Source organism: Amycolatopsis methanolica 239, from assembly GCF_000739085.1.
Lineage (GTDB): Bacteria > Actinomycetota > Actinomycetes > Mycobacteriales > Pseudonocardiaceae > Amycolatopsis_E > Amycolatopsis_E methanolica.
Map to the genome: position 1 here is coordinate 4,334,189 of NZ_CP009110.1, position 16,280 is coordinate 4,350,468.

At 73.0% G+C, this 16,280-nt stretch carries 17 protein-coding genes and 1 pseudogene; 9 read left to right on the top strand and 9 right to left on the bottom strand.

All coding sequences use genetic code 11. The features are described 5' to 3' along the window. Positions 1–54: 54 nt before the first annotated feature. Genes AMETH_RS21005 through AMETH_RS21015 form a run of 3 tightly spaced genes read right to left on the bottom strand, consistent with a single transcriptional unit; the run spans position 55 to position 3,506 of the window. A complete protein-coding gene (locus AMETH_RS21005; RefSeq protein ID WP_017983125.1) occupies positions 55–906 on the bottom strand; it encodes an SDR family oxidoreductase in 852 nt (283 codons plus the stop codon). Positions 907–917: 11 nt separating this feature from the next. Continuing rightward, positions 918–2,540, bottom strand: a complete 1,623-nt coding sequence (locus tag AMETH_RS21010; protein WP_051079424.1) for an FAD-dependent monooxygenase — start codon at positions 2,538–2,540, stop codon at positions 918–920. A 3-nt stretch (positions 2,541–2,543) separates the two neighbouring features. Further along, a complete protein-coding gene (locus tag AMETH_RS21015; protein ID WP_017983127.1) occupies positions 2,544–3,506 on the bottom strand; it encodes an MBL fold metallo-hydrolase in 963 nt (320 codons plus the stop codon). Between the two features lie 135 nt (positions 3,507–3,641). On the opposite strand from AMETH_RS21015, the gene AMETH_RS21020 reads away from it, so the two are divergent. Further along, entirely contained in the window at positions 3,642–4,181 is a 540-nt protein-coding gene (locus AMETH_RS21020; RefSeq protein ID WP_017983128.1) for a MarR family winged helix-turn-helix transcriptional regulator, read from the top strand. A 72-nt stretch (positions 4,182–4,253) separates the two neighbouring features. On the opposite strand, the gene AMETH_RS21025 is transcribed toward AMETH_RS21020, so the two are convergent. Both AMETH_RS21025 and AMETH_RS21030 read right to left on the bottom strand, forming a co-directional pair. Beyond that, complete coding sequence (locus AMETH_RS21025; RefSeq protein WP_017983129.1) at positions 4,254–4,745, bottom strand: glutathione peroxidase; 492 nt, start codon at positions 4,743–4,745, stop codon at positions 4,254–4,256. Positions 4,746–4,845: 100 nt separating this feature from the next. Then, the gene (locus AMETH_RS21030; protein WP_017983130.1) at positions 4,846–5,061 is read right to left on the bottom strand and encodes a hypothetical protein; all 216 of its coding nucleotides are present in this window, start codon (positions 5,059–5,061) and stop codon (positions 4,846–4,848) included. Between the two features lie 73 nt (positions 5,062–5,134). On the opposite strand from AMETH_RS21030, the gene AMETH_RS21035 reads away from it, so the two are divergent. The 4 genes and pseudogenes from AMETH_RS21035 to AMETH_RS21050 form a co-directional block, all read left to right on the top strand. Next, complete coding sequence (locus AMETH_RS21035) at positions 5,135–5,695, top strand: hypothetical protein (protein WP_017983131.1); 561 nt, start codon at positions 5,135–5,137, stop codon at positions 5,693–5,695. 18 nt (positions 5,696–5,713) lie between these two features. Then, the gene (locus AMETH_RS21040; RefSeq protein WP_017983132.1) at positions 5,714–5,944 is read left to right on the top strand and encodes a hypothetical protein; all 231 of its coding nucleotides are present in this window, start codon (positions 5,714–5,716) and stop codon (positions 5,942–5,944) included. Continuing rightward, complete coding sequence (locus AMETH_RS21045; protein ID WP_017983133.1) at positions 5,937–7,241, top strand: NAD(P)/FAD-dependent oxidoreductase; 1,305 nt, start codon at positions 5,937–5,939, stop codon at positions 7,239–7,241. Before AMETH_RS21040 ends, AMETH_RS21045 begins: the two co-directional genes overlap by 8 nt. A gap of 2 nt (positions 7,242–7,243) precedes the next feature. Further along, positions 7,244–9,079: pseudogene (locus AMETH_RS21050) on the top strand (aconitate hydratase); the annotation flags it as partial. 490 nt (positions 9,080–9,569) lie between these two features. Here AMETH_RS21050 and AMETH_RS21055 read toward each other — a convergent pair. Next, positions 9,570–10,241, bottom strand: coding sequence for an NIPSNAP family protein (locus AMETH_RS21055; protein WP_017983135.1), 672 nt, complete (start codon positions 10,239–10,241; stop codon positions 9,570–9,572). A gap of 160 nt (positions 10,242–10,401) precedes the next feature. On the opposite strand from AMETH_RS21055, the gene AMETH_RS21060 reads away from it, so the two are divergent. From AMETH_RS21060 to AMETH_RS21070, 3 genes are all read left to right on the top strand, one after another. Further along, on the top strand, positions 10,402–11,670 hold the full coding sequence (locus AMETH_RS21060) for an amidohydrolase (RefSeq protein ID WP_017983136.1): 1,269 nt from the start codon (positions 10,402–10,404) through the stop codon (positions 11,668–11,670). Between the two features lie 57 nt (positions 11,671–11,727). Beyond that, positions 11,728–12,003, top strand: coding sequence for a hypothetical protein (locus AMETH_RS21065; RefSeq protein ID WP_017983137.1), 276 nt, complete (start codon positions 11,728–11,730; stop codon positions 12,001–12,003). Positions 12,004–12,136: 133 nt separating this feature from the next. Continuing rightward, positions 12,137–12,511, top strand: a complete 375-nt coding sequence (locus tag AMETH_RS21070; RefSeq protein WP_017983139.1) for a hypothetical protein — start codon at positions 12,137–12,139, stop codon at positions 12,509–12,511. Here the strand turns inward: AMETH_RS21070 and AMETH_RS21075 are convergent. Both AMETH_RS21075 and AMETH_RS21080 read right to left on the bottom strand, forming a co-directional pair. Then, entirely contained in the window at positions 12,508–13,401 is an 894-nt protein-coding gene (locus AMETH_RS21075) for a LysR family transcriptional regulator (protein ID WP_017983140.1), read from the bottom strand. The two genes, AMETH_RS21070 and AMETH_RS21075, sit on opposite strands and share 4 nt — an antisense overlap. A 298-nt stretch (positions 13,402–13,699) precedes the next feature. Continuing rightward, the gene (locus AMETH_RS21080; RefSeq protein ID WP_017983141.1) at positions 13,700–14,497 is read right to left on the bottom strand and encodes an isocitrate lyase/PEP mutase family protein; all 798 of its coding nucleotides are present in this window, start codon (positions 14,495–14,497) and stop codon (positions 13,700–13,702) included. A 43-nt stretch (positions 14,498–14,540) separates the two neighbouring features. Between AMETH_RS21080 and AMETH_RS21085 the strand changes: the two genes are divergently transcribed. After that, positions 14,541–15,173: an alpha/beta hydrolase gene (locus AMETH_RS21085; protein ID WP_051079539.1), complete on the top strand. Its 633-nt coding sequence runs from the start codon at positions 14,541–14,543 to the stop codon at positions 15,171–15,173. Between the two features lie 315 nt (positions 15,174–15,488). Here the strand turns inward: AMETH_RS21085 and AMETH_RS21090 are convergent, their stop codons facing one another. Beyond that, positions 15,489–16,274, bottom strand: coding sequence for an IclR family transcriptional regulator (locus AMETH_RS21090; RefSeq protein ID WP_017983143.1), 786 nt, complete (start codon positions 16,272–16,274; stop codon positions 15,489–15,491). Positions 16,275–16,280: the final 6 nt, after the last annotated feature.

Genomic DNA, 16,280 nt, shown 5'->3' on the forward strand with positions numbered 1-16,280 from the left:
GGAGCGTGAAGGCCACCGTCAGCACGCTGAACGTTCCGGCGGTGGCCACCCGCCTCACTTCAGGTGCGCCCACGCCTCCGGTTCCGCGGCGAGGAACTCGGCGAAGGTCCACGGGCGCCGCCCGGTGACGTGCTCGACGGTGTGGCTGGTGACCGACACCTCGCCCGTCGCGATGGCCGCGTACGAGCCGACCCAGCCGTCGATCTCCCAGTCCTGCGCGCCCGCCCGCGACGCGCGCGCCTCGTCCAGTGTCTCGGCGTGGTAGGTGATCTTCCGCCCGGTGACCTCGCTCAGCAGCGCCGCGGTCTCGTGCAGGTCGATGGCTTCGGGGCCGGTGACGTCGTAGACCTGGTCGGCGTGCCCGTCGTCGAGCAGGCACTCGACGGCCAGCCGTGCCACGTCCTGCCGCGCCACCCACGCCAGCCGCCCGTCGGCGGACGGGCCGCGCAGCACCCCGTCGGACCCGACGAAGTGCGGCGCGACGTCCGCGTAGAGCGTGTTGCGCAGCGCCGTCAGCCGCAGCCCGGACTCCCGGATCAGCCGCTCGGTCTCGGCGTGCTCGCGGGCGAAGGTGAACGTCGCCAGCGGGGCCGCGCCGAGGAAGGAGGTGTAGACGACGCGGTCGACCCCGGCCTCTGCGGCGGCCCGCACCGCGCTGCGGTGCAGGTCCATCCGCTCCGGACCTTCGTGGCCGGACACCAGGAACAGCGTCGAGACCCCAGCCAGCGCGTCGCGGAATCCGGCGGTGTCGGCGTAGTCCGCGGCGACGACCTCGGCGCCCTCGGTCTTGGGCGCCCGCGCCGGGTCACGCACGCACAACCGCTGCGGCACACCCCGCTCGGCGAGGAGCGCGGCCACCCGCGAACCCAGTTGCCCGGTGGCCCCGGTGACGGCGATCCTGCCCATGGTCCTCCCTCTCACGTGACGGCACCGGGCAGGATACGTTCGGCGGCGGGCTGTCCGAGGGCCCGGTTCACCGCCGCGGGCACCTCCGCCACGTCGGTGAGGACGGCCGCCACGTAGGCGTCCGGGCGGATCACCCACACCTCGCCGGGCCGCGCGTCCAGCGCTTCGGCGAGCACCCCGGTCACGTCGATCTCGGCCAGGCGCAGGATCCGCACCGGCGCCCCGGTGTCCACTGCGTCCCCGGACGGGTCCAGGTCCACCCCGTCGGTGGTGAGCAGCAGGACGCCGTCGCGGGCCAGTTCGCGGAACCGGCCGCACGAGGAACCGGTCACCGACACCGGCACGTCCGGCGCGAGGATCCCCGGACCGGCCGGCGGCACGTCGCCGCGCGGCGGGCGCCCGGTGAACGGCCGCGTCGCCGCCGGGGTGGTCAGCGGCGAGTCCACGTACCAGAACGGCTCGGCGAGGCGTCCCGAGTCCACCTGCGCTCGCACCGCCGGATCGGTCGCCGCCGCCTGCAGCACCGAGCGGCGCCGGTGGTGCTGCTCGTCGGTCTGCGGCACCAGGAAGTCCATCGTGGCGGTGGTGACGGCGATGTTCTCCAGTGCCGCCGCGTGCCGCTCGTCGTGGTAGGACTCCAGCAGCTCCTCCCCTGCCCAGCCGTGCAGGACGAACGCGAGCTTCCAGGCCGCGTTCTCGGCGTCGCCGACCCCGGAGTTGAGGCCACGCGCGCCGAACGGCGACACCAGGTGCGCGCAGTCCCCGGCGAGCAGGACCCGGCCGACGCGCATCCGGTCGGCCACCCGCGAGTGGAAGCGGTACACCGACTTCCACACGATCTCGTAGGGCTGGTCGCCGATGATCGCGCGGATGCGGGCGTCCAGCGCGCCGCTGGACTCCTCGGCGGCGAGGTCGTAGTCGCCGGGGACCTGCCAGTCGATGCGGAACGTCGAGCCGGGGCACGGGTGGATCAGCACCTGGCGGCCGGGGTTCCACTCCGGGTCGAAGTAGAACCGCCGTTCCTGCGCCCAGCCGGGCATGTCGGCGCGGATGTCGCAGATGAGGAACCGGTCGTCGAAGGAGTGCCCGCCGAAGCCGACGCCGAGCATCCGGCGGATGTCGTCGCCGCGCGCCCCGGCGCACGCCACCGCGTAGTCGGCGCGCACGTCGTCCCGGCCTTCGACGGTGAGCGTGACGCCGTCGTCGTCCTGGGCGATGCCGGTGACCCGGTGGCCCCAGCGCACGTCGATCAGCGTCTCGGCGGCGATCCGCTCGTCCAGGATCTCCTCGGTGCGGGCCTGGGAGATGTTGACGAACGGCGGGAACGCCGAACGGCCGGGGTCGGCCATCGAGTAGGCGAACAGCTCACGATCGCGGTGGAAGGTGCGCGCGGTGGTCCAGGTGACGCCCTCAGCGGCGATCCGCCGCCCGGCGCCCACGGCCTCCCACACGTCGAGCACGTCGCGCTGCTGGCAGATCGCCTTGGAGCCGACCAGGTCGCGCTCCGGCCGGCCGTCCAGCAGCAGCACCGGAACGCCCCACCTGGCCAGCAGCAGCGCGGTCGTCTGGCCGACCGGGCCGTTGCCGATCACCGCGACACGGTGGTGTCTGGTCGAGGGGTCTGTAGTCGTCATCGCTCAGCCCTGCAGCTGGTCCCAGACCTCGCGGTCCCGCTGCGCGGTCCAGATGACCGGGCGTTCGATGCCGGACAGCTCGTCCCACAGCCGGGAGACGTCGAAGGGCAGGCAGTGCTCGAAGATCGGCCAGTGGCCGTACTGCGGGGCCAGCGCGGCGTGGGTGCGCTCGAAGGCCTCCTTGAGCGTGCCGCCCGCGCGCTGGACGGCGCCGACCTCGCGGATCATCACGTCCAGGAAGCCGCGGGTCTGCTCGATCGCGGCGTCGACGGCGTCCCGGCCCCTGCTGACCGCGCCGCGGCCGCCGACCAGCGCCTCCGCGCCGAACGCCTTGACCCGGTCCAGCGTGCCCGAGGCCCAGTCGCGGTGGAAGGCGTCACCGGTGTAGAGCGCGGCCTCGGCCTCCACCAGGTCGCCCGCGAACAGGATCTTCTGGCGCGGCAGCCACGCCACGATGTCGCCTTCGGTGTGCCCGCGGCCGCAGTACTGCAGCACGAGGTCGCCGCGGTCGCCGCCGAGGTCGATGGTGAGCCGGTCGGAGAAGGTCAGGGTGGGCCAGGTCAGGCCGGGCACCGACTCGGCGCCCTTGGCCAGCCGTGGCATGCGGCCGAACTCGCTCTCCCAGTCCTCCTTGCCGCGCTCGGCGACCAGGGCGCGGGTGTTCTCGTGCGCGACGATCACCTCGGCGTCGAACGCGGAGGCGCCGAGCACGCGCACCGCGTGGTAGTGCGACAGCACGAGGTACCGGACGGGCTTGTCGGTGTGCTCGCGCAGCTTCGCGAGCCAGTCCTGGGCGGCGACCGGGGTGGCCAGCGCCTCGAAGCAGACGAGGAAGTCCTCCCCCTCGATGGCGCCGACGTTCGGGTCGCCCTCCGCGGTGAGCGCGTAGACCCCGTCCTCGAGCACCTCCAGGGTCTGCTCCTTCTCCGTCAGGTCGCCGGACGAGGCGAACGACTTCTGAGCCACCCCGCACCTCCTTTGATCAAAGCTTTGACTATTTAATGGACGTCAGGGTAACGCGGACCACTCCGCAAGGGAAGACTACTTCCGAACCAGGACGCTGTTCGGATGAGCGGGCGGGCAGCGCCTAGCCTGGGGCGCATGACCGCAGAACCGGCTGCCCCCGACGAGCTGGACTACCTGACGTTCGTGGACTACGCGATCGCGCGGACGACCGCCGAGCTACCGGCGGTCGACGCCACCGCGATGCGCCTCGGTCTGACGCTGCACCGCCTGACCAGCGCACTCGTGTACGACTGGGAGTCGACCGTGCACCGGCCGCGCGGGTGGAGCTGGGGCGGGTTCCGGGTCCTGTTCGCACTGTGGCTGGCAGGCCCGATGGAGGCGAAGCGGGTCGCACAGCTGTCCGGGATGAGCCGCGCGGCGGTGTCCGCGCTGGTCAACACGCTGGAGCGAGACGGGCTCGTGTCCCGCACACAGGCCGAGCACGATCGGCGCGCGGTGCTGCTGAACCTCACCGAGGCCGGCCACGAGGCGATCACCAGTGCGTACGAGGCCCACAACGCCCGCGAACAGGCGTGGGCCAACGCGCTGACCAAGCCGGAGCAGACCATCCTGATCGGCCTGCTGGAGAAGCTGACGACGAGCCCCGCGGCGATGGACGCCAAGCGCCGGTTCTAGGAACTGGCCCCTTGGCGCCCGTGGCGCAGGTCACTGCGATAGCTCGCCCGCTTTGTCAAAGCTTTGATCGATTCAGGCGGCCGGGAGGACCGCTTCGATGGCCTCGACGACCTCCGGGGCCTCCGGGTCGGTCCGCGGCCGGAAGCGCGCCACGACCTTGCCGTCCGGGTCCACCAGGAACTTCTCGAAGTTCCACTGCACGTCCCCGCTCACGCCGTCGGCGTCCGGCGTCTCCACCAGCTCGGCGTACACCGGGTGCCTGCCGGGGCCGTTGACCTCGATCTTTTCGAACATGGGGAACGTGACGCCGTAGGTCGCCGAGCAGAACGTGGCGATCTCCTCGGCGCTGCCCGGCTCCTGGCCCGCGAACTGGTTGCACGGGAACCCGACGACGGAGAAACCCTTGTCCCCGTAGCGTTCCTGCAGCCGCTCCAGCGCGGCGTACTGCGGCGTCAGGCCGCACTTGGACGCGACGTTCACGACGAGCAGGACCTTGCGGCCCAGCCCGCCCAGCGTCGCAGTCTCACCGGCGAGCGTGCGCAGCTCGATATCAGCCAGGGCCATGACGATCCTCCGCGGTGGTCGGCAGCTACCACCTGTGGCAACGCCGACCCGGCCGCGCCGTTCCCCATCCGGCCGCGACCGTGACGAGCGTTACACCCGATCAGCCGAGCCGTTGCGCCGGAACCGGCGCGAGCCCCTCCGCCGGCTTCAGCCCGAGCGCGTCCAGCAGCAACGCGCAGTCCTCGGCGTTGTCCGCCGCGGACGCGACCGCGCGCACCGCGCGCCGGCGCTGCGCCGCGATCATCTCGGTGTCCTCGGCCGACGTGACCGGGCCGTTGAAGTCGGCGACCTCCTGCAGGTGCTCTCGCATGTCCATCCCCTGTCCGCACGTGATCCGTGTAGGGCGGCGGCGCCCCGGGTAGTCAAGAGACCGGAGAAAGGAGCGGTTGATGAACTACTCCCCGGACCCGGTGCGTGCCGAGGGCCCGGCCGCCGTTACCGAAGGTACCCTGGACGGGCCGACCGTGCTGGTGCTCGATCCGACCGGCCTGGCCAAGCACGAGGGACTGCCGGCGACCTGGCGGGACAAGACGGGCCAGTGGCAGGTCGTGTGGTGCCGCCTGCCCTCCGACGGCGGGCTGACCCAGGCGGACGACCTCCTGTGCGATCCGCCCGCCGAAGCGGTGCACGTGGTCGCGAGCGGGCCGTTCGCCGACGGGGCGCTGCGGCTGGCGGAGAAGCACACCGGCGTGCTGCGCTCGCTCCTGCTGATCGACCCGGCCGCGGACCAGTTCGTGCCGCTGGGCGACGGCGAGATCGCCGACCGGCACTGGGAGGACGACCACCGGGAGCGGATCGACGCGCTCGCGAAGTCCGGTGTGCCGGTGCGGGTCGTCGCGCACAGCACCGGCGGCGCCGCGGACCGGATCCCCGCGCCGCTGCCGCTGGGCCACCCGGACGTGGTCGCGGGTGTCGAGCGCGCGATCGCCGAACTCGAGAACACCCACTGACACGAGGAGGGAATCCGCGTGACCGAGCCCGACGAGGAGTCCGTGCGCGAGGCGCTGGAACGGGAATCGCCGCTGCCGCCCGACCCCGAAGCGCCGGAGGCCGACGCGCTGGCGCAACGGCAGAACGTGCACGCTCCGCGGCAGACCGGCCTGGAGCCGGGGCTCCCGCCCGAGGCGGACCCCGGCGACGTCGCCGAGCAGCAGCAGGAAGTGGAGTTCGAGACGGACGAGGAGGCGCTGCGTGGCTGACCCCGCCCGCATCGTGATCATCGGCGGGGGCTACGTCGGCGCCACCACGGCCCGGCAGCTGCGCAAGCGGCTCACCGCCGAGGAAGCCCAGCTGGCCGTGGTCGACCCGCGGTCCTACATGACCTACCAGCCGTTCCTCGCCGAGGCCGCGGCCGGGTCCGTCGAGCCGCGGCACGTGGTCGTGCCGCTGCGCGAGGTGCTGCCCGGCTGCAAGGTGATGGCCGCCGAGGCGACCGGCGTGGACACCACGTCCAAGTCGGTCACCCTGCGCGTCGCCGCCGGGCACGTCGAGCAGCTCGGCTACGACATCCTCGTGGTGGCGCCCGGCTCGGTGTCCAAGACGCTGCCGATTCCCGGCCTGGCCGAGCACGGCATCGGCTTCAAGACCCTGGAGGAGGCCGTCTACCTGCGCAACCACGTGCTGTCCCGGCTCGACCTGGCGGCCAGCACGATGGACCGCGAGCTGCGGCGCAAGCTGCTGACGTTCGTGTTCGTCGGCGGCGGCTACGCGGGCATCGAGGCGATGGCGGAGCTGGAGGACATGACCCGCCACGCGCTGAAGGACTACGGCATCGACCGCTCCGAGCTGCGGTGGGTGCTGGTCGAGGCGGCCGACCGGATCATGCCGGAGGTCAGCTCGTCGCTGGCGAGCTACACCCTCGACGTGCTGACCAAGCGCGGCTTCGAGGTGCACCTGGGCACGACGCTCAAGTCGTGCGAGGACTGCCACGTCGTGCTGGGCGACGACACCGAGTTCGACGCCGACACGATCGTCTGGACTGCGGGCGTCAAGCCGAGCCCCATGCTCGCCGACACCGACCTGCCGCTGAACCCGCGCGGCCGGGTGTGCTGCGCGACGACGCTGGAGGTGGACGGCGCGCCGGGCGTGTTCTCGGCCGGTGACGCCGCCGCGGTGCCGGACGTGACCAGCAAGGAACCGGGCGCGGTGTGCGCGCCGTCGGCGCAGCACGCCTCGCGGCAGGCGGTCGTGCTGGCGAAGAACATCGTCGCGACGCTGCGCGGCGGGCCGCTGGAGGGCTACCGGCACTCCTACGCCGGGTCGGTCGCGAGCCTCGGCCTGTACCAGGGGGTCGCGCAGATCTACGGCGTGAAGCTGCGCGGCTGGCCGGCGTGGGCGCTGCACCGCGCGTACCACCTGATGACGATGCCGACCGCGCACCGCAAGACGCGGATCGCCGCGGACTGGCTGATCTCGCTGCCGTTCCGGCGCCAGGTCGTCGCGACCGGCGAGCAGCACCACCCGCGGGAGCAGTTCGTGCGGGCCAGCCAGAAGTAGCTGTGGGATTCCCGGTCGCCCGCAAGCTGATCGACAGCCACCTGGTGTCGGGTGCGCCGGTGCCGGGTCGCGAGATCGGCCTGCGGGTCGACCAGACCCTCACCCAGGACGCCACCGGCACGCTGGTGATGCCGGAACTGGAGGCGCTGGGGCTGGACCGCGCGCGCACCGGGGTGAGCATCCGGTACGTCGACCACAACCTGCTGCAGGCGGACGAGAAGAATCGCACCCGACGCACATGGCGCGCTTCGGGGTGCCGGGGCAGACGATGGTCGGGTCCGACTCGCACACGTGCGCCGCGGGGTCGCCCGGCATGCTCGCGATCGGTCGGCGGGCTGGAGGTCGCGATGGCGATCGCCGGGGAGCCGCTGTACCTGCGGATGCCGGAGATCTGGGGCGTGCGCCTGACCAGCGCGCTGCCGGAGTGGGTGTCGGCCAAGGACGTGACCCTGGAGATGCTGCGCCGGCACGGCGTCAAGGGGGGCTGAACCGGATCGTGGAGTACCACGGTCCGGGGCTGGCATCGCTGGCGGTGATGGACCGGCACGTGATCGCGAACATGGGCGCGGAACTCGGCGCCACGACGACGGTCTTCCCGACGGACGAGGCGGTGCTTGAGTTTTTGCGGGCGCAGGACCGGGCTTCGGATTTCAAGGAGCTCGTCGCCGATCCGGACTCGGTGTACGACGTGGCGGAGGAGATCGATCTGTCCGCGCTGGAGCCGCTGATCGCGTGCCCGTCGACGCCGGACAACGTGGTGCCGGTGCGGGAGGTGGCGGGCACCGAGGTGCGGCAGGTGGTGATCGGCTCGTCGGCCAACCCGGGTTTGCGGGACTTCGCGGTGGCGGCGGCGATGGTGCGCGGGCGGCAGACGCACGACGCGGTGAGCTTCGACGTGAACCCGACGTCGCGGGAGATCCTCGCGGACCTGACCAAGATGGGCGCGACGCTCGACCTGGTGTCCGCGGGCGCGCGGCTGCACCAGGCGGGGTGCCTGGGGTGCATCGGGATGGGGCAGGCGCCGGCGGCCGGGCACAATTCGCTGCGCACGTTCCCGCGGAACTTCCCCGGCCGGTCCGGCACCAGGGAGGACAGGGTGTGGCTGTGCTCGCCGGCGACCGCGACGGCGGCCGCGCTGACCGGGGTGATCACCGATCCGCGTGAGCTGAGCATGGGTTACCCGTCGGTGGCGCTGCCCGGGCGGGCCACGGTCAACACGGCCATGCTGGTGCCGCCGCTGCCGCCGGAGCGGGCCGCGCGCGAGGAGTTGGTCAAGGGACCGAACATCTCGTCGCTGCCGGACTTCCCGCCCCTGCCGGACGACATCTAGGCCGTCGTGTTGCTGAAGGTGGGCGACAACATCTCGACCGACGAGATCTCCCGGCCGGCGCGGCGGCCCTGCCGTTCCGTTCGAACATCCCGAGCTGGCGGACTTCACGTTCACCCGGGTCGACGAGACGTACCCGTCGCGGGCGCGCGAGACCGAGGTCGGGCACTTCGTCGTCGGCGGGGACAACTACGGGCAGGGCTCGTCGCGGGAGCACGCCGCCATCACGCCGCTGCACCTCGGTCTGCACGCGGTGATCGCGAAGTCGTTCGCGCGGATCCACTGGCAGAACCTCGCCAACTTCGGGATCCTCGCGCTGGAGTTCACCGATCCGGCGGACTACGACCGCGTCGAGCAGGGACACGTGCTGGCGCTGCGGGAGTTGCGCTCGCAGTTGGCCGAGGGCGAGGAGCTCACCGCGACCGACAGGACCGCGGGAGTGGACATCGCGCTGCGGCACCGGCTCTCCCCGAGGCAGGTGGAAGCCGTCCTGGAGGGCGGCCGAATCCCCTCCTCGCGCGACGCTGACCCCGCGGGCCGCTCAGCCGCCGACGCCGGGCGAGATTCCCTCCCACACGCTGGATCCCGTCCACACGCAGGCCGCCGAGCCACCAAGCAGTCGCGGGAATCCCCTCCCGCGACACGCACCAAGCCGCGCGAGACGACATCGCCCCCCCCCCCCCCCCCCCCCCCCCCCCCCCCCCCGCAGGCCACCCAACCCCCAAGCGCCGCAAGAGATCCATTCGCGCCGCGGACACCCGGCCCAGCTCTGGGGCGCCCAGGGATCGAGCAGCCGCGCCGATCCCCTCCCGCGACGGTGCACACCACCCACCCGCAGGGCGCCCAGCCGTGAGGCCCCGCGTGCGTCCCGCGATGCCGGTCTCGCGGCTTGGCGCCGCGCGGCGGCTACCGCCGCAGCCCAGAACCGCGACTCCTTCGCGCGTCCAAGCTTTCTCAGTTGTCAGGATCCAGGTTCCGTACCTCCCTTGTGGACAGCCGGCTCATCGCAGCCAGGAACGCGGCGTCGGCGCCAGGCGGAGCCGCTGGGGTGGCCGCACTCCGGCCGGGAGCAGCCCGGCCGGGGCCGGGGATCTGCTCAGCCAGACGAAAACCTGCTCGCCCTCACGGACCGGCAGGCGGGGATAGTCGTTGCGGTGCCCCGAACTCCGGAAGGACGCCAGCGGTGGCGCACCCGCTTCGGCGAGCGCGGGCAGCAGGTCGCGGCGGAAAAACTCGGGGAACGCATCCGGATCCTCCGGGTGGCAGATCACGATCTCGAGCCCCGCCGCACCGTCCCCACCCGCGAGGGCCGGGGGCGAGGCGCGAGCCGCGTCGAGGTCGCCGGTCACCGCGGTCAGCAGCAGCACATCGTCCGAATCCACCATCGTCGCATTGGCGGCCTCCCGGTGCTCCAGCCACGCGGGATGTCGCTCGTAGAAGGCGGCCAGCGACCCGGCTCTCCGGGATGCGTCCGGGAATCCCCGGATCCACACGAAACGGTCCTGATCGTCCAGGTCGCGGAACTGGCCGTACACCCGCATGCCCGCCTCGGCCTGCGACTCCACGAACTCGTTGTCGAACAACGCGACCAGCTCGTCGCGCCGTCCCGGGTGCAGCGTGTACTGCCGGAGCTCGAACAGCTCGGTCATCTGGTCCCCCTCGTCGTGATCCATCCAGCACGCCGAGGCTAACGAGCACCACCGACAATTCCGGGCCGCTCAGGTTGCTCCCCGTTCTGGGCGGTGTCAGCGGCGTCGCCGGTCGTGTTCTACTTCGGGGACATCCCGTTCGGGCCGGGAGTGCACGTGCACCCGCGGCGAGGAGAGGAGCCTGATGGATCTGGTCGCCCTGCGCCGGGACGTGCACGCGCACCCCGAACCCGCCTTCTGCGAGGTGCGGACGGCGGCGACGGTCCTCGCGCACCTGCGGGAACTCCCGGTGGAGGTGCGCACCGGCGTCGCCGCGATGCGCCGCGAGGGCGTGCCCGCCTACCCGGACGAGGCCACGCTCCGGGACTTCGCCGACCGGGCCGTCGCGACGGGCGCGGACGCCGCGGACGTGCGGCGGTTCGCCACCGAGGGCACGGCGATCGTCGCCGACCTCGCCGGCCGCCGCCCCGGCCCGGTCTGGGCGCTGCGGTTCGACATGGACGCGCTGCCGGTCACCGAGGCCGACGACCCCGCGCACACTCCCGCGGCCGACGGGTTCCGCTCGCGCTACGAGGGGTTCATGCACGCCTGCGGGCACGACGGGCACGTGGCGATCGGGCTGGCGCTGGCGCGCCGGCTGGCCGACCGCGACTTTCCCGGCACGGTGCGGTTCCTGTTCCAGCCCGCCGAGGAGGGCGGCCGGGGAGCCCGCGCGATGCTCGCCGCGGACGCCGTCGCCGGTGTCGACCGCTTCCTGGCCGTGCACCTGGGCCTCGACCTGCCCGCGACGACCGTCGCGGCCGGGATCACCGGCATCTTCGCGACGACGAAGATGCGCGCGCGGTTCACCGGGGTCGCCTCGCACGCGGCGGCGGCACCCGAGGACGGCCGCAACGCGCTGCTCGCCGCCGCGACGGCCGTGCTCGGCATCCATGGCCTGCCCCGGTTCTCCGCCGCCGACACGCGCGTCAACGTCGGCACCCTGCACGCCGGGGGCAACGTCAACATCGTGCCCGCGGCGGCCGAGCTGACCTGCGAGGCGCGATCGAAGGACGGCGCGGTGAACGCGGACCTCACCGAGCGGATCAAGCAGGTCCTGTGCGGCGCCGCGCAGGCGCAGGGCGTGGCGGTGGAGATCGAGGAGACCGGCGGCTCCACGTCGCTGGACTGCGACGACGAACTGCTGGACGCGGTGCTCGCGGCGGCCTCCGCGACCGGTCACGGCGAGCGGGCGCTGCGGACGCACGAAATGGGCGGCAGCGACGACGCCAGCCTCTTCGCCGAGGCCGTGCAGCGCGCGGGCGGTCTCGCCACCTACACGGTGATCGGCGGCGGCAACCCCGCGCCGCACCACAACCCGTACTTCGACGTGGACGAGGCGGCGTTGCCCGTCGCGGTCGGCATGCTGGAAGCTCTTGTGCGCCAGACCACACGTACGGATGACAATACGTAGCCGACTCGGTGGTTCGGCTGATGTGTGCTCGTCTCGCCGAGGGGCACCCTTTGTGGTATGACCGCGCAAGACATGCAAGCTCTGGCCGACACGGCCGCCGGGCTCATCCTGTTCCACAACGGCTTGTGGGGAGCGCCCACGTGCTACATGTGGGCCGGCCCCGACGGCTCCGCGGCAGGCCGCGTCCCGCCGTGGGAGTGCGAAGCGCTCGACCGGCTCCGCTGGCGCAAGCTGATCTCCGCACCATCCGGCGCGGGAGTCGAGGACGTGCCCGTCGTGCCCACCGAGGCCGGGCTCGCTGCGCTGCGGGCGCAGCGGGCGCACGCCGCCTGAAGACCGCGGTCAGCGCACCAGCGCGCTGAAGTCCGCCGTGAACCGGGCCAGCAGCTTCGCGAGCGCCGCCCGGTCGTCCGGATCCCACCCGGCCGTCACCTCGGCCACCACCCTGGCTTACATAGGAGTTGTCGTGGATCCGCTCGACAAGCCGATCGGTTTCTGGCTCAAGCACCTGCACAACCTGCTGGAGGACGGCCTCACGCGCGTGCTCGCCGACCGCGGCCTGACGCGGCGGCACTGGCAGGCGCTCAACACCTCGCGCCACGGCGCGGACACGCTCAAGGTGTTCGACGGCGCCGCCGAGGCACGCGCCGATCTGGTCGCCCGCGGCTGGATCACCGCGGACGGCACCCTCACCGACGAGGGCCGCACAGCGCGCACGGAGATCGCCGAGCGGGTGCGGCGCTTCCGCGACCTGTCCGTCGCCGGACTGACGAATGACCAGTACGCCGACAGCGTCCGGGCACTCGCGACGATGGCAGGCAACCTGGAGACCGCGCGCTAGCTCTCCAGCTCCGCGTGCACCTCCCGCAGCAAGGCCGCCGCCGCGGGGGACAGCGGCCGCGCCGTCGAGTGGATCAGCGACACCGGCCAGCGCAGCGGGTCGGCCAGTGGCACCGGCACCACGCCCGGCATGTCCCCCGCCGCGCCCGAGGGCAGGAAACCGATCCCGAGCCCTTGGCAGATCAGGGCCCGCGCGTTGCCGTAGTCCGACACCTCCAGCGGCACCTGCCTGCTCAGCCCGGCCCCGGCGAAGGCGCGGTCCACGAGCGTCCGGTTCCCCCACCCCACCGGGAAGTCCACGAAGGACTCCTCCGCCAGGTCGGCGAGCGTCACCCCGCTCCGGCTCGCCAGCGGGTGGTCCGGCGCGACCAGGAGGCTCAGGTCCTCCTCCGTGACGATCTCGTGCGCCAGCCCGGCAGGTACCTTGCCGGCCAGGGACGCCAGGGCGAGGTCCATCCGCCCGTCGAGCACCGCCCGCACGTCTCCCGCCGAGCCCGACGGCGAGTACTGCATCCGCACGGCCGCGTGCGGATGCCGTCGCGAGAACCGGCCGAGCAGCCGCGGCACGTTGACTCGCCCGGTCGACAGGAGGGCGCCCATCGTGACCGCACCGCGGACCTCCCCGCTGGCTCCCGCCGCGGCCTGCGCCGCCGCGCGCGCCGCGGCCAGTGCGGTCCGCGCCTCGGGCAGCATCGCGGCGCCGGCCGCGGTCAGCGCGACCCGGCGGCTGTCCCGGTCGAACAGCTCGGCCCCGACCTCCCGTTCCAGCGCCCGGATCGCCGTCGACACCGCCGACTGCACGACCCGCAACCGCTGGGACGCGCGCGTGAAACTCAGTTCCTCGGCGACCGCCACGAAATACGACAGCTGACGCAGTTCCACGCCACCCATCTAACACCGCGATAGCTGCCAGCGAAAACATTCGTTGGACGAGATGAGCGTACGGGCGCACTCTGGGGTCGTGATCATCGAGACCCATCCCCCGCACACCACGTCCCGCCAGCACGGCGCCGGAGCGGGCGCCGGGTTCAAGGCCAGCGTCGGGATCGTGCTCGGCCTGGCCCCGGCGGAAAGCCGTGGCGAGGCGCTGTCCGGGCTGTTCCTGGCCGCCTACGCCGGGCTGCGCTGCCGGTGCTCGCGCTCGGGGTGGCCCCCCAGGTGGTGGACGTGCGGATCGCGCTGGCCGGGTTCACCGTGGCCCTGCTGGCGATCCTGGCGGCCGTGGTGCGGCGGCTGTTCCGGGCGAGCTGAGCGCCTGCACGTCCGCATAGGACGGGACAGGCGGGATGGCGCCGCCCGCCGCGACCGCGCCGACCGTGCGGACCACGGCCTCCAGCGCGGCCCGGAACAGCAGCGAGCCGCAGCTGACGCGCCGGACGCCGAGTTCGGCGAGCCGCCGCAGGGGCGGGCCCGCCAGGACGTTCACACCGACGTCGACCGCCGCGACCACCGCGGCGATCGTCGTCTCGTCCGTCAGTCCGGGCACGAACACCCCGTCGGCCCCGGCGTCCCGGTAGGCGCGGACACGGGCCACGGGGTCGTCGCCGGTGCCGAGCCAGTGCGTGTCGGTGCGGGCGTTGACGAACAGGCCGGGCGCGGCGTCCTTGAGCGCGGTGATCAGCCGCTGCTGGTGCGCGGGTTCGGCGAGGCGCCCGCCGTCGCGGCCGTCCTCGATGTTCACCCCGGCCACGCCGAGTTCGGCGAGTTCCGCGCCAAGGGCGGCGACCTCGCCGGGGTCGTCCGAGAAGCCGCCCTCGATGTCGACGGTGACGTAGCAGGGCAGCCGGGTCAGCCTGCGGGCGAGGGCGACGGTCTCGTCCCGGGTCGCGCCGGCGCCGTCGGGCAGGCCGGCCGCGGCGGCGACTCCCAGGCTGGTGGTGCCGATGGCCGGGAAGCCTTCGGCGACGAGGACGGCCGCGGAGGCGTAGTCCCAGGCGTTGGGCAGCAGCAGGGGTTTCCCGGTCCGGTGCAGCGCGGCGAAGCTCATGCCGGAACGCTAGCGCCGGGAATTGTCGGTGGTGGCCGATACGATGCGTTCCGTGAGCAACCCGCACCTGGAACCGGACCCGGTCTTCGCGGGCGCGCCCCTGGCCCGGGCCCGGCGCGCCGCGCTCGTCGTGCACGGGCGGGGTCAGACGCCGGACTACATGCTCGCGATCCTCGACCGGGTCGCGGTGCCGGACATCGCGTACGTGCTGCCAGGGGCGGCGGGGCAGACGTGGTACCCGGCGGGGTTCATGCAGCCGCTCGCGGCGAACCAGCCGTGGGCGGACCACGCGCTGGACGCGATGGCGGCGTTCCTGGCGCGCATCGCCGAGGCCGGGATCGGGGCGGAGAACGTGTTCCTGGTCGGGTTCTCGCAGGGGGCGTGCCTGTTGTCGGAACTGCTGGTGCGCTCGCCGCGCCGGTACGCCGGGGCGGCGCTGCTGACCGGCGGGTACCTGGGGCCGGAGGAGCGCGCGCCGTCGGGGTCGCTGGCGGGCACGCCGGTGTTCGCGGGCACGAGCCGCTACGACGAGTGGGTGCCGCTCGAGCGAGCGGAGGCCACAGCGAGGCTGCTGGAGCGGATGGGAGCCGCGGTGACGCTGCGCGTGTACGAGGACCGCGAGCACCTGGTGAACGACGACGAGATCGCGGAGGTGCGCAAGCTGCTGACGAGCTGAGGTCGTCTGCCACGGGGATCGGTCATTTGCGGCCAGGTGGGCGGCACCCACGGGACGATCGCGGTTCCTGGCCACGATCGGTCCATCGGGTGGCGACGACTCCCCGGGCGAGCGGCCGTTGGGGAACACCCGCATCTGCCGGGGAACCACACACCCGGCCGATACCCCGCGCCGCCGCCTGCACCAGCGGCGCCAGCGCGGCCGGCTGCGCACCATCGGCATGCACCACCAGCGACACCGCCGCGATCACCGCGCCCGAACCATCCCACACGCGCACAGCGATACCTCCCTGGGCAACACAAGCGCGGCGATAGCTCACCGGGCAATCGGCTCCCGCGGAAACACCCGCGCCCCACCAGGAGAACCACACGCCCGACCGATACCCCGCGCCGCCGCCTGCACCAGCGGCGCCAGCGCGGCCGGCTGCGCACCATCGGCATGCACCACCAGCGACACCGCCGCGATCACCGCGCCCGAACCGTCCCGCACGGGCGCCGCCACCGAGACCGCGTCCGTGGTGACCTGTCCGTCGCTGACGGCGTAGCCGTTGCGGCGCACCGCGGCGAGCATCTCGCGCAGCCGGGCCGGGCTCGTCACCGTCTTCGGCGTGTAGGCCTGCAACGGCGCGGCCAGCACCTCCTCCTGCACCTCCGCCGGCGCGTGCGCGAGCAGCGCCAGCCCGACGCCCGTCGCGTGCAGGGCGAACCGGCCGCCCACCCGCGTCCACACCGGAACCGCCTTGCGGCCGGAAATCCGTTCCACGAACACGAGTTCCAGACCCTCCCGCACGGCGAGCTGCACGTTCTCGTGGGTGACCTCGTACAGGTCCTCCAGGAACGGCATCGCCGCCTCGCGCAGAGCCAAGCCGCGCGGCGCCAGCGAAGCGACCTCCCACAACCGCAATCCGACGCGATACCGGCCGTCCGCGCCGCGCTCCAGCGCGCCCCACGCGACCAGTTCCGCGACCCGCCGGTGCGCGGTCGCCAGCGACAGCCCTGCCCGGCGCGCCAGCTCGGACAGGGTCAGCTCGGGGCATTCCGGGGTGAACGCGCCGAGCAGCGCGAGCACCTTGCCGGTCACGGTCCGGACTTCGCCGTCCATCCGATC

Excerpts from the sequence above, each read along its gene's own strand:
- AMETH_RS21055 (WP_017983135.1), bottom strand. The coding sequence starts at position 10,241 with ATGGATCACGACGAGGGGGACCAGATGACCGAGCTGTTCGAGCTCCGG.
- AMETH_RS21090 (WP_017983143.1), bottom strand. The coding sequence starts at position 16,274 with ATGGACGGCGAAGTCCGGACCGTGACCGGCAAGGTGCTCGCGCTGCTC.
- AMETH_RS21010 (WP_051079424.1), bottom strand. The coding sequence starts at position 2,540 with ATGACGACTACAGACCCCTCGACCAGACACCACCGTGTCGCGGTGATC.
- AMETH_RS21035 (WP_017983131.1), top strand. The coding sequence starts at position 5,135 with ATGAACTACTCCCCGGACCCGGTGCGTGCCGAGGGCCCGGCCGCCGTT.
- AMETH_RS21030 (WP_017983130.1), bottom strand. The coding sequence starts at position 5,061 with ATGGACATGCGAGAGCACCTGCAGGAGGTCGCCGACTTCAACGGCCCG.
- AMETH_RS21020 (WP_017983128.1), top strand. The coding sequence starts at position 3,642 with ATGACCGCAGAACCGGCTGCCCCCGACGAGCTGGACTACCTGACGTTC.
- AMETH_RS21025 (WP_017983129.1), bottom strand. The coding sequence starts at position 4,745 with ATGGCCCTGGCTGATATCGAGCTGCGCACGCTCGCCGGTGAGACTGCG.
- AMETH_RS21085 (WP_051079539.1), top strand. The coding sequence starts at position 14,541 with ATGCGTTCCGTGAGCAACCCGCACCTGGAACCGGACCCGGTCTTCGCG.
- AMETH_RS21060 (WP_017983136.1), top strand. The coding sequence starts at position 10,402 with ATGGATCTGGTCGCCCTGCGCCGGGACGTGCACGCGCACCCCGAACCC.
- AMETH_RS21065 (WP_017983137.1), top strand. The coding sequence starts at position 11,728 with ATGACCGCGCAAGACATGCAAGCTCTGGCCGACACGGCCGCCGGGCTC.
- AMETH_RS21080 (WP_017983141.1), bottom strand. The coding sequence starts at position 14,497 with ATGAGCTTCGCCGCGCTGCACCGGACCGGGAAACCCCTGCTGCTGCCC.
- AMETH_RS21005 (WP_017983125.1), bottom strand. The coding sequence starts at position 906 with ATGGGCAGGATCGCCGTCACCGGGGCCACCGGGCAACTGGGTTCGCGG.
- AMETH_RS21075 (WP_017983140.1), bottom strand. The coding sequence starts at position 13,401 with ATGGGTGGCGTGGAACTGCGTCAGCTGTCGTATTTCGTGGCGGTCGCC.